The following is a 12,713-nucleotide window of genomic DNA, read 5'->3' as shown; positions in this document are numbered from 1 at the left end:
CTGATTGATTAATCGAAATAATTTTCATTGATTGATTGGTTTAAATTACTCGAAGTTTATTTGAGCGAAATTTAAGTCAGTAATTGATGAGCCAGAATTGGCACCTTGTCTTTAAATAAGGTGCAAAATGATTTTAACTGAAGAGTTTGATCATGGCTCAGATTGAACGCTGGCGGCAGGCTTAACACATGCAAGTCGAGCGGAGAGAGGTAGCTTGCTACTGATCTTAGCGGCGGACGGGTGAGTAATGCTTAGGAATCTGCCTATTAGTGGGGGACAACATTTCGAAAGGAATGCTAATACCGCATACGTCCTACGGGAGAAAGCAGGGGATCTTCGGACCTTGCGCTAATAGATGAGCCTAAGTCGGATTAGCTAGTTGGTGGGGTAAAGGCCTACCAAGGCGACGATCTGTAGCGGGTCTGAGAGGATGATCCGCCACACTGGGACTGAGACACGGCCCAGACTCCTACGGGAGGCAGCAGTGGGGAATATTGGACAATGGGCGCAAGCCTGATCCAGCCATGCCGCGTGTGTGAAGAAGGCCTTATGGTTGTAAAGCACTTTAAGCGAGGAGGAGGCTACTTTAGTTAATACCTAGAGATAGTGGACGTTACTCGCAGAATAAGCACCGGCTAACTCTGTGCCAGCAGCCGCGGTAATACAGAGGGTGCAAGCGTTAATCGGATTTACTGGGCGTAAAGCGCGCGTAGGCGGCTAATTAAGTCAAATGTGAAATCCCCGAGCTTAACTTGGGAATTGCATTCGATACTGGTTAGCTAGAGTGTGGGAGAGGATGGTAGAATTCCAGGTGTAGCGGTGAAATGCGTAGAGATCTGGAGGAATACCGATGGCGAAGGCAGCCATCTGGCCTAACACTGACGCTGAGGTGCGAAAGCATGGGGAGCAAACAGGATTAGATACCCTGGTAGTCCATGCCGTAAACGATGTCTACTAGCCGTTGGGGCCTTTGAGGCTTTAGTGGCGCAGCTAACGCGATAAGTAGACCGCCTGGGGAGTACGGTCGCAAGACTAAAACTCAAATGAATTGACGGGGGCCCGCACAAGCGGTGGAGCATGTGGTTTAATTCGATGCAACGCGAAGAACCTTACCTGGCCTTGACATAGTAAGAACTTTCCAGAGATGGATTGGTGCCTTCGGGAACTTACATACAGGTGCTGCATGGCTGTCGTCAGCTCGTGTCGTGAGATGTTGGGTTAAGTCCCGCAACGAGCGCAACCCTTTTCCTTATTTGCCAGCGAGTAATGTCGGGAACTTTAAGGATACTGCCAGTGACAAACTGGAGGAAGGCGGGGACGACGTCAAGTCATCATGGCCCTTACGGCCAGGGCTACACACGTGCTACAATGGTCGGTACAAAGGGTTGCTACCTAGCGATAGGATGCTAATCTCAAAAAGCCGATCGTAGTCCGGATTGGAGTCTGCAACTCGACTCCATGAAGTCGGAATCGCTAGTAATCGCGGATCAGAATGCCGCGGTGAATACGTTCCCGGGCCTTGTACACACCGCCCGTCACACCATGGGAGTTTGTTGCACCAGAAGTAGCTAGCCTAACTGCAAAGAGGGCGGTTACCACGGTGTGGCCGATGACTGGGGTGAAGTCGTAACAAGGTAGCCGTAGGGGAACCTGCGGCTGGATCACCTCCTTAACGAAAGATTGACGATTGGTAAGAATCCACAACAAGTTGTTCTTCATAGATGTATCTGAGGGTCTGTAGCTCAGTTGGTTAGAGCACACGCTTGATAAGCGTGGGGTCACAAGTTCAAGTCTTGTCAGACCCACCATGACTTTGACTGGTTGAAGTTATAGATAAAAGATACATGACTGATGATGTAAGCTGGGGACTTAGCTTAGTTGGTAGAGCGCCTGCTTTGCACGCAGGAGGTCAGGAGTTCGACTCTCCTAGTCTCCACCAGAACTTAAGAGAAGTTCGGATTACAGAAATTAGTAAATAGAGATTTAGATCTTGGTTTATTAACTTCTGTGATTTAAGTATCACGGTATTAAGCATGACCTGACGAAGGTATGTTTATTCATTAACAGATTGGCAAAATTGAGTCTGAAATAAATTGTTCACTCAAGAGTTTAGATTAAGCAATTAATCTAGATGAATTGAGAACTAGCAAATTAACTGAATCAAGCGTTTTGGTATATGAATTTAGATTGAAGCTGTACAGTGTTTAAGTGCACAGACAACAGATAGTAGCGATGAAGAATCGCACGGACAACACTCACTTGTAGGTGTTGACGACTGTTTGGGGTTGTATAGTCAAGTAATTAAGTGCATGTGGTGGATGCCTTGGCAGTCAGAGGCGATGAAAGACGTGATAGCCTGCGAAAAGCTCCGGGGAGGCGGCAAATATCCTTTGATCCGGAGATTTCTGAATGGGGGAACCCACCTACTTTAAGGTAGGTATTGCAACATGAATACATAGTGTTGCAAGGCGAACGAGGGGAAGTGAAACATCTCAGTACCCTTAGGAAAAGAAATCAATTGAGATTCCCTCAGTAGCGGCGAGCGAACGGGGATCAGCCCATTAAGTTATGTGTGTTTTAGTGGAACGCTCTGGGAAGTGCGAACGTAGAGGGTGATATTCCCGTACACGAAAGGGCACACATAATGATGACGAGTAGGGCGAGGCACGTGAAACCTTGTCTGAATATGGGGGGACCATCCTCCAAGGCTAAATACTCCTGACTGACCGATAGTGAACCAGTACCGTGAGGGAAAGGCGAAAAGAACCCCTGTGAGGGGAGTGAAATAGATCCTGAAACCGCATGCATACAAGCAGTGGGAGCACCTTCGTGGTGTGACTGCGTACCTTTTGTATAATGGGTCAGCGACTTATATTCAGTAGCGAGGTTAACCGTATAGGGGAGCCGTAGAGAAATCGAGTCTTAATAGGGCGTTTAGTTGCTGGGTATAGACCCGAAACCAGGCGATCTATCCATGAGCAGGTTGAAGGTTGGGTAACACTAACTGGAGGACCGAACCCACTGTCGTTGAAAAGCCAGGGGATGACTTGTGGATAGGGGTGAAAGGCTAATCAAGCCTGGTGATAGCTGGTTCTCCCCGAAAGCTATTTAGGTAGCGCCTCGGACGAATACCATAGGGGGTAGAGCACTGTTTCGGCTAGGGGGTCATCCCGACTTACCAAACCGATGCAAACTCCGAATACCTATGAGTACTATCCGGGAGACAGACTGCGGGTGCTAACGTCCGTAGTCAAGAGGAAAACAATCCAGACCGCCAGCTAAGGCCCCAAAATCATAGTTAAGTGGGAAACGATGTGGGAAGGCATAGACAGCTAGGAGGTTGGCTTAGAAGCAGCCACCCTTTAAAGAAAGCGTAATAGCTCACTAGTCGAGTCGGCCTGCGCGGAAGATGTAACGGGGCTAAAACTATGTGCCGAAGCTGCGGATTTGACATTAGTCAAGTGGTAGGGGAGCGTTCTGTAAGCCGATGAAGGTGTATTGAGAAGTATGCTGGAGGTATCAGAAGTGCGAATGCTGACGTGAGTAACGACAAAACGGGTGAAAAACCCGTTCGCCGAAAGACCAAGGGTTCCAGTCCAACGTTAATCGGGGCTGGGTGAGTCGACCCCTAAGGCGAGGCCGAAAGGCGTAGTCGATGGGAAATTGGTTAATATTCCAATACTTCTGTGTAATGCGATGAGAGGACGGAGAAGGTTAAGTCAGCCTGGCGTTGGTTGTCCAGGTGGAAGGATGTAGGTATGTATCTTAGGCAAATCCGGGGTACTCTATACTGAGATCCGATAGCAAGCTGTACTTGTACAGTGAAGTGGCTGATACCATGCTTCCAGGAAAAGTCTCTAAGCTTCAGTTACACAGGAATCGTACCCGAAACCGACACAGGTGGTCAGGTCGAGTAGACCAAGGCGCTTGAGAGAACTCTGCTGAAGGAACTAGGCAAAATGGTACCGTAACTTCGGGAGAAGGTACGCTGTTGTTGGTGATGGAACTTGCTTCCTGAGCTGACGACAGCCGCAGAAACCAGGCCGCTGCAACTGTTTATTAAAAACATAGCACTCTGCAAACACGAAAGTGGACGTATAGGGTGTGATGCCTGCCCGGTGCTGGAAGGTTAATTGATGGGGTTAGCGTAAGCGAAGCTCTTGATCGAAGCCCCAGTAAACGGCGGCCGTAACTATAACGGTCCTAAGGTAGCGAAATTCCTTGTCGGGTAAGTTCCGACCTGCACGAATGGCATAATGATGGCGGCGCTGTCTCCAGCAGAGGCTCAGTGAAATCGAAATCGCTGTGAAGATGCAGTGTACCCGCGGCTAGACGGAAAGACCCCGTGAACCTTTACTGCAGCTTGACACTGAACTTTGACCTTACTTGTGTAGGATAGGTGGGAGGCTTTGAAGTTGGAACGCTAGTTCCAATGGAGCCGTCCTTGAAATACCACCCTGGTAATGTTGAGGTTCTAACTCTGTCCCGTTATCCGGGACGAGGACCGTGTCTGGTGGGTAGTTTGACTGGGGCGGTCTCCTCCTAAAGAGTAACGGAGGAGTACGAAGGTGCGCTCAGCGTGGTCGGAAATCACGCGTAGAGTATAAAGGCAAAAGCGCGCTTAACTGCGAGACCCACAAGTCGAGCAGGTACGAAAGTAGGTCTTAGTGATCCGGTGGTTCTGTATGGAAGGGCCATCGCTCAACGGATAAAAGGTACTCTGGGGATAACAGGCTGATACCGCCCAAGAGTTCATATCGACGGCGGTGTTTGGCACCTCGATGTCGGCTCATCTCATCCTGGGGCTGAAGCAGGTCCCAAGGGTATGGCTGTTCGCCATTTAAAGAGGTACGCGAGCTGGGTTTAGAACGTCGTGAGACAGTTCGGTCCCTATCTACCGTGGGCGCTGGAAATTTGAGAGGATCTGCTCCTAGTACGAGAGGACCAGAGTGGACGAACCTCTGGTGTACCGGTTGTGACGCCAGTCGCATCGCCGGGTAGCTATGTTCGGAAGGGATAACCGCTGAAAGCATCTAAGCGGGAAGCCTACCTCAAGATAAGATTTCCCTAGGAATTTATTCCTCTAAAGAGCCGTTCGAGACTAGGACGTTGATAGGTTGGATGTGGAAGCATAGTGATATGTGAAGCTGACCAATACTAATTGCTCGTGAGGCTTGACTATACAACACCCAAGCAGTTGTATATGAAGCATCAATCGATTCATAAACATGCAAAGCAACTTGATTTAGTTAAACACTTAGCTAAAATGAACAAAATCAGATCCAATCAGCCCATCTGTAAAGATTTGGAAAACGCAACGTATCACACAGTGAATAAAACGAAGCAAGTATCCATACCAGTTGTGCTGGCGACCATAGCAAGAGTGAACCACCTGATCCCTTCCCGAACTCAGAAGTGAAACCTCTTAGCGCTGATGGTAGTGTGGGGTTACCCATGTGAGAGTAAGTCATCGCCAGCTCATTATTCTAAACACCCCCGTTCCAACGAATGGGGGTGTTTTTTATTGTGATAAAAAATATATATGTGGGGAATAAATATAAAATAGTAAGCTATGAGTTGAAATCTTAAAATTTAATAGAAAAAAACTATACAATCGAAGAGTAATCAATTAGACAAAATTAAAAGAGGGCTAGTTCCTCCTAATTAACTTTTTATAACAAGATTTCGTGTCTGACTTTGTATGAGAACCATGTTTGATAGAATTAATTTAATAAGATTATTTTTATAATTGGAAAAATCTCTTTTTTCTTCTACAAATTTCAGTTGGATATGTATGACAAATGGAGACTATATGTTATAAATATTGAATAGGCATGATTTTTGCTTGTTTTATGGAAAATGAAATATATGAAATTATCTGTTGGATTGAAAGTAGCGAATTCTCTATCGTTAACACCTCAATTGCAGCAGGCGATTCGTTTGTTACAACTCTCTAGTTTAGAGCTTGAACAGGAAATTCAGATTCAACTAGATAGTAATCCTTTACTTGAAAAAATAGAAGAAGAATCACTAACGGAGAGTCTGGCTGCATTAGAAAATAAAGAATCAGATGACTTAACGACTGAGCTAAATGCAGACCATTTGCCTGATGATTTACCCGTTGATACTGAGTGGGATGATGTTTATACCCATCAATCAACAGCTTTGGCTACTCCAGAATTTGAAGAACGAGAGGATAATCGCCAAGTTCAATTATCGCTAAAGGAACATATTCTAGAACAAGTTAATCTTTTGCATTTTTCTAAAATAGATCAATTAATTGCTTATTGTATTGTTGATGCATTAGATGATAAAGGGTTTTTAGATGCTGAAATTGAAGAAATAATTTTAGCGGCACAACAATTATTGAATGAAATGGATATTGAGGAAGAGATCGAAGAAGATGAGGTTTTAGTTGTCTTAAAACACATTCAACGACTTGATCCTTTAGGGATTGGTTCGCGTAATTTAGCGGAATGTTTAAAAATACAGCTAGAGTTTCTGCCCAAAGATGTTGAATATCTAAATGAGGCAAAAAATCTATTACAGTATTATGAGCTTTTGATAGCCAATGATCTTAATAAATTACTCAAACAAACTGGTTTAACGAAAGACCAATTAAAGTTTGCAATCAACCTTTTAAAAACGTTAAAACCTTATCCTGGTATGGATTTTGATAAGCAAGAATCTGATTATCAAATTCCCGATGTAGTGGTTTCAAAAAAAGATTTACATTGGCAGGTTCAGCTAAACCCAGATGTACTTCCTAAATTAAGAATTAATTCTTTTTACTCTAGTATGATTCGTAGAGCAGATCAGAGTGAGGATAATTTATATTTACGTAACCAGATGCTTGAGGCGAAAAACTTTATCAAAAGTATTGATGAAAGGCATAAAACGTTATTAAAAGTAGCTTCTTGTATCGTAGAGCATCAAAAAGCTTTTTTGGAAATAGGCCCGGAAGCGATGAAGCCGCTAGTTCTTCGAGACGTGGCAGAAGAAGTCGAATTGCATGAATCTACAGTTTCTCGTGTAACTACAAATAAATATATGCTTACGCCTCGTGGTCTATTTGAGTTGAAATATTTTTTCTCTAGCCATGTAGGAACAACAGCAGGGGGAGAGGCATCTTCCACCGCAATTCGGGCAATGATTAAGAAACTAGTCGCCAACGAAAATCCACGTAAGCCTTTGTCAGATAATGTAATTGCTACATTGTTAAAGGATGAGGGAATTGAAGTGGCTCGAAGAACGGTAGCAAAATATCGAGAATCGTTACATATTCCTTCGTCGTCTGAAAGAAAAGTCTTGATCTGAATTTTGAAGTATGGCTATTCTAGAGATTCATTATGACGAAATAATGAAATTTCATTTTCACCAAGAGAGTAACTAAAATGGTTTAATTGTTCTAAGTTTTCTTTTTGATAGCATTAAATCGTTTTAGTTCTTCTTTAGATAACCTAAAAAAGGTGAGGGATAGAATTATGCAAATAACGATTCGTGGACATCATTTAGCAATTACACCAGCTATAGAAGAAAATATTAAATCAAAATTTAATCAGTTAACAAAACACTTAGATCAGGTGAATAGTATGCAGATTAAATTAACAAAAGATCATCAAATTGATAAGCGCTCTCATAAAGGTAGTTCGAACCATGTTGCAGAGGCTATTGTAAGATTGCCGGGAATTGAGTTATTTGCTCAGGCAACTGCTGATGATATGTATACTTCAATTAAAAAACTAACTGAAAAATTAAAAAAACAATTATTAAAATATCGGAAAATGCAGTGCACTTATTCGCAAGTTGCTGTTTCTATTTAATAAGTTTTATATAATTGAAAGAGGCTTGAAACATAGCCTCTTTTTTATTGATAAAATATAAACACGTACTGAATTCTTTGAAAAAGTTATAGTAAAATACTTCGTTTTACACCTTAGGTTGTGTCAGAGGTCTTTGCAATGAATAGTGAACAGCTCACTCAAATTTTAAAAGAAGCTTTCCCTGAAGCGGAAGTAGCGGTGAGCGGACAGGCCGGAAAATTTGACCTCCGTATTGTGGATGATCAATTTGACGGTAAGCGTACTGTTGCTCGCCAACAATTAGTTTATGCACCATTAAATACTTATATTGCAAGTGGCGAAGTTCACGCGGTAACAATTCGTGCAATGACCAAAGATGAATGGCGTAAAGCAAGCCTTTTCGGAGCTTAAATATTAATGGATAAATTTTTAATTACGGGTGGTGTTAAGCTCGACGGGGAAGTGCGCATTTCTGGTGCTAAAAATGCAGCTTTACCATTACTTGCTGCAACTATTCTTGCAGACTCTCCAATTACGATCACTAATGTTCCAAATCTTAAAGACGTAAATACTTTGGTCAAGTTGATTGGTGGTTTAGGGGTTACAATCGGCTATGAAAATGACACAGTAAAAGCTGATACCTCTACTTTAGATAATCAGTTTGCTCCATATGAACTAGTAAAAACAATGCGCGCCTCAATTTTGGTTTTAGGACCATTATTAGCGCGTTACGGTAATGCGAAAGTTTCTTTACCAGGTGGTTGTGCAATTGGATCACGTCCAGTTGATCAGCATTTAAAAGCCTTAGAAGCTTTAGGTGCACATATTGAAGTTGAAAATGGTTATGTCCATGCTTCAGTTGAAGGTCGTTTAAAAGGCGGCGAAGTTGTTTTTGATATGGTTACCGTTGGTGGTACTGAAAACATCTTGATGGCTGCTGCACTGGCTGATGGTATTACTACTATTCGTAATGCAGCTCGTGAGCCTGAGATCACTGACCTTGCTCAAATGCTCATTAAAATGGGCGCTAAGATTGAAGGACTTGATACTGATACTCTTGTTGTAACTGGAGTAGAAAGTTTGCATGGCTGTGAATATGCTGTGGTAGCTGATCGTATCGAAACGGGATCTTATTTGGCAGCTGCGGCAATTACGGGCGGTCGTGTCAAAACTACACATACCGACCCTGCATTACTTGAATCTGTTTTGGATAAGTTTGAAGAAATGGGTGCCGAAGTCACTCGTGGTGATGACTGGATCGAACTTGATATGTTAGGCAAACGCCCTAAAGCTGTAAGTTTTAGAACTTTGCCACATCCAGAGTTTCCAACAGATATGCAAGCTCAGCTTATGGCTGTAAATGCTATTGGTCGTGGATTTGCAACTATCTCTGAAACGATTTTTGAAAATCGTTTTATGCATGTTCCTGAATTGTCACGCATGGGTGCTAATATTCAGGTTGAAGGTCATGATGCTGTCGTAACTGGAGTAGAAACTTTACAGGCTGCACCTGTAATGGCAACAGATTTGCGTGCTTCGTTCTCTCTAGTTTTGGCAGCTTTAGTGGCAGAAGGTGATACCTTAATTGACCGTATCTACCATATTGACCGTGGTTATGAGCATGTCGAAGAGAAACTTCAAGGTTTAGGTGCCAAAATTAAGCGAGTAAGTTAATGAATGATGTAAGAAACGATGATCCTAATTTTGATGTGATGGGCAATTTTGATCATGGTTTGACCTTGGCACTCAGTAAAGGACGTATCTTAAAAGAGACGTTACCTTTACTAGCTACAGCGGGTATTAATTTGCTCGAAGATCCGGAAAAGTCCCGCAAACTGATTTTTCCTACTACGCATAAGCAAGTACGTATTTTGATTTTACGTGCATCTGATGTGCCTACCTATGTAGAAAATGGCGCAGCAGATTTAGGTGTAGCAGGCAAAGATGTGTTGATGGAACATGGCGCTCAGCATGTATATGAGCTACTTGACCTGAAAATCGCTAAGTGTAAATTAATGACTGCTGGTAAAGTGGGAATGGAACGTCCAAAAGGCCGTTTAAAAATTGCCACGAAATACGTCAATCTTACACGTCAGTATTATGCAAGCTTAGGTGAGCAAGTCGATGTGATCAAACTCTATGGTTCTATGGAGTTAGCGCCTTTGGTGGGTTTGGGTGATTACATTGTCGATGTGGTCGACACTGGTAATACGCTAAGAGCGAATGGTCTTGAGCCATTAGAGGAAATTTGCAAAGTTTCTTCACGTTTAATTGTAAATAAAGCTAGTTTTAAACGTAAGCAAACTCTATTAAATCCAATCATTTCACAGCTTGAGCAAGCCGTTCAATCACGTTAAAAGCAATTTCCCATCATGCTTTTGTGATAGTTGCTTCAGATGATGCCCACAAGCGCTTAGAAAAAGAGTAAACTTGGTTTTTCTTTTTCGCCTTGTGGGTAAATTGATGCGACGTTTATCGACTCAAGATCAGAACTTCAAACAGGTTTTTGCTGAGCTTTTAGCATTTGAAACTGTAAATGATCTTAATTTAGTGCAAACAGTAGATCAAATTATTGCTGATGTTCGTCAGCATGGTGATGATCATGTTTTAAAGCTTACTCAACAGTTCGATCGACATCCTGCGCATCAATTTTCAGATTTAGAATTATCTCAACAACAACTTAAAACTGCTTTTGATAATTTAAGCCCAGAAATTCGTGATGCTCTAGAGTTAGCAGCAAAGCGTATTCGTTCATTTCATGAAGCTCAGAAACAAGAGAGCTGGACTTATATAGATGATTTGGGTAATACATTAGGACAAAAAGTCACACCTCTAGACCGTGTGGGTATTTATGTACCAGGTGGTTTAGCCTCTTATCCGTCTTCAGTTTTAATGAATGCAGTGCCAGCCCATGTTGCTGGTGTACCCGAAATTATTATGGTTGTTCCTGCACCAAACGGTGAACTAAATCCATTGGTTCTAGCTGCGGCTTACCTTGCAGGAGTGAGTCGAGTATTCACTATTGGGGGAGCTCAAGCTGTAGCAGCGCTTGCTTATGGTACTCAGACTATTCCACCTGTAGATAAAATTACTGGCCCTGGAAATCGTTTTGTGGCGGCTGCCAAACGCGCTGTATTCGGTCAGGTTGGTATTGATATGATTGCTGGACCTTCTGAAATTTTAGTATATGCAGAAGGTGAAAATAATACAGATTGGTTAGCTATGGATGTTTTATCTCAGGCTGAACATGACACAGTTGCTCAAGCTATTTTCATTACTCCTGATGAAGCTTTGCTTAATGCGGTAGAGTTGGCAATTGAAAAGCATTTAAATGAATTGCCAAAGGCAGACATTGCGAGAACTTCGATTGAAAACCGTGGTGCTTTGGTATTAGTAAAGGACCGTGCAGAAGCAATTGATTTAATTAACCAAGTTGCACCAGAACATTTGGAACTTTGCTTAGATGATGCTGAGACTATGAGTGAAGATATTCGTCATGCTGGAGCAATTTTCATGGGGCGCTATACACCTGAAGCAATTGGTGATTATTGTGCAGGTCCAAACCATGTATTGCCGACTTCCGGAACTGCTCGTTTTTCTTCTCCATTAGGTGTTTATGATTTCCAAAAACGTTCGAGCTTAATCATGTGTTCGAAAGATGGAGTCAAATCGTTAGCCAAAACAGCCGACATCTTAGCTGTCCAAGAGAACTTAGATGCCCATGCACGCTCAGCTCGCTATCGTTATCAATAAGCTTATAAACCTTGTAGTTTTTTAATTATTACTCAGGGCTGGTTTTCAGCCCTTTTTTGAGATAAGACCATGACTTTATCTACAGCACAAATGCGCTTTTGGAGTCCAGAAGTTCGTGAGTTAGAGCCGTACGTTCCTGGTGAACAGCCTAAAATTCAGAATTTATTGAAGCTCAATACAAATGAAAACCCATATCCGCCATCACCAAAAGTAGTTGAAGCAGTTCAAGCTGTTTTAACTCATCAGGCTGATGCATTGCGTTTATATCCAGACCCAGATGCTACGGCATTAAAACATGCGATTGCTAAGCAACAGAATATTGATGTTTCACAAGTTTTTGTTGGTAATGGCTCAGATGAAGTGCTTGCTCATATTTTTAAAGCATTTTTTCTTCAAGATGAACCAATTCTTTATCCAGATATCACTTATAGCTTTTACCCAGTTTATAGTCAGTTTTTTGGTACAAAGATTAAAGAAATCCCACTCAATGATAATTTTGAGATAGAAGTTAAAGATTATGTGCAACCAAATGGTGGGGTTATTATTACAAACCCTAATGCTCCAACAAGTATTGCACTAGGTTTAGCAGAAATAGAACAAATTTTAAAAGCTAACCCAGATCGGGTGGTTGTCATTGATGAGGCTTATGTTGATTTTGGTGCAGAATCAGCTGTGAGTTTAGTAAATCGCTATGAGAATCTGGTTGTGTGTCAAACAACTTCAAAATCTCGCTCTCTTGCGGGTTTACGCGTTGGCTTCGCGATTGCTCAGTCTCATTTAATTGCTGCACTTGAAGCTGTCAAAAATAGTTTTAACTCATATCCTATTGACCGTTTTGCAATTGCAGCAGCGGTAGCCTCTTTTGAAGATCAAACTTATTTTGAAGAACAATGTCAAAAAGTTATTTCTAGTCGTGAAAAGCTAGTAGATGAATTAACTGCTTTGGGCTTTAAAGTTTTACCTTCTAAAGCAAACTTTATTTTTGCTTCACATCCATCGCATGATGCAGGTCAGCTTGCACAGCAATTACGTGAGCAGGGCATTATTGTGCGCTATTTCAATAAGCCTCGTATTAATCAATTCTTGCGAATTACTGTAGGAACTGATGAGCAAAATGAGCGTTTAGTACAGACATTAAAAGAAGATATTCTCTAAATT

The 12,713-nt window shown here is 42.3% G+C and carries 7 protein-coding genes, 2 tRNA genes and 3 rRNA genes; all 12 read left to right on the top strand.

Annotated elements, in window-relative coordinates:
* The first annotated feature begins 134 nt into the window (after positions 1-134).
* The 12 genes from MKL33_RS11225 to hisC all read left to right on the top strand — a co-directional run bounded on the left by MKL33_RS11225 (position 135) and on the right by hisC (position 12,710).
* Positions 135-1,672, top strand: a 16S ribosomal RNA gene (locus MKL33_RS11225).
* Positions 1,673-1,731: 59 nt separating this feature from the next.
* A tRNA-Ile gene (locus MKL33_RS11220) sits at positions 1,732-1,808 on the top strand.
* A 55-nt stretch (positions 1,809-1,863) separates the two neighbouring features.
* Positions 1,864-1,939: transfer RNA gene (locus MKL33_RS11215), tRNA-Ala, on the top strand.
* A gap of 352 nt (positions 1,940-2,291) precedes the next feature.
* A 23S ribosomal RNA gene (locus MKL33_RS11210) occupies positions 2,292-5,182 on the top strand.
* Positions 5,183-5,364: 182 nt separating this feature from the next.
* Positions 5,365-5,479: ribosomal RNA gene (gene rrf, locus MKL33_RS11205) — 5S ribosomal RNA — on the top strand.
* The 16S, 23S and 5S rRNA genes sit together here with 2 tRNA genes alongside, the layout of an rRNA operon.
* Positions 5,480-5,868: 389 nt before the next feature.
* A complete protein-coding gene (locus MKL33_RS11200) occupies positions 5,869-7,317 on the top strand; it encodes an RNA polymerase factor sigma-54 (RefSeq protein ID WP_016803219.1) in 1,449 nt (482 codons plus the stop codon).
* A gap of 167 nt (positions 7,318-7,484) precedes the next feature.
* Positions 7,485-7,823, top strand: coding sequence for a ribosome hibernation-promoting factor, HPF/YfiA family (gene hpf, locus MKL33_RS11195; protein WP_005071251.1), 339 nt, complete (start codon positions 7,485-7,487; stop codon positions 7,821-7,823).
* A 138-nt stretch (positions 7,824-7,961) separates the two neighbouring features.
* Positions 7,962-8,213 (top strand): BolA family iron metabolism protein IbaG, encoded by a 252-nt coding sequence (ibaG, locus tag MKL33_RS11190; RefSeq protein WP_002115399.1) that lies wholly within the window; start codon positions 7,962-7,964, stop codon positions 8,211-8,213.
* A gap of 6 nt (positions 8,214-8,219) precedes the next feature.
* Positions 8,220-9,476, top strand: a complete 1,257-nt coding sequence (gene murA / locus MKL33_RS11185) for a UDP-N-acetylglucosamine 1-carboxyvinyltransferase (protein ID WP_119686005.1) — start codon at positions 8,220-8,222, stop codon at positions 9,474-9,476.
* On the top strand, positions 9,476-10,159 hold the full coding sequence (hisG, locus tag MKL33_RS11180; RefSeq protein WP_005071248.1) for an ATP phosphoribosyltransferase: 684 nt from the start codon (positions 9,476-9,478) through the stop codon (positions 10,157-10,159). The genes murA and hisG overlap by 1 nt, the downstream gene beginning before the upstream one ends.
* Before the next feature lie 106 nt (positions 10,160-10,265).
* A complete protein-coding gene (hisD, locus tag MKL33_RS11175; protein ID WP_270906963.1) occupies positions 10,266-11,555 on the top strand; it encodes a histidinol dehydrogenase in 1,290 nt (429 codons plus the stop codon).
* A 69-nt stretch (positions 11,556-11,624) separates the two neighbouring features.
* Positions 11,625-12,710, top strand: coding sequence for a histidinol-phosphate transaminase (gene hisC, locus MKL33_RS11170; RefSeq protein ID WP_032036892.1), 1,086 nt, complete (start codon positions 11,625-11,627; stop codon positions 12,708-12,710).
* Positions 12,711-12,713 lie beyond the last annotated feature (3 nt).

This window comes from Acinetobacter sp. AOR43_HL (assembly GCF_027854635.1).
In the GTDB taxonomy this organism is placed as follows: Bacteria; Pseudomonadota; Gammaproteobacteria; order Pseudomonadales; family Moraxellaceae; genus Acinetobacter; species Acinetobacter pittii.
The sequence above is the reverse complement of the archived record's forward strand: the minus strand, read 5'-3'. Positions and strand labels throughout refer to the sequence as shown.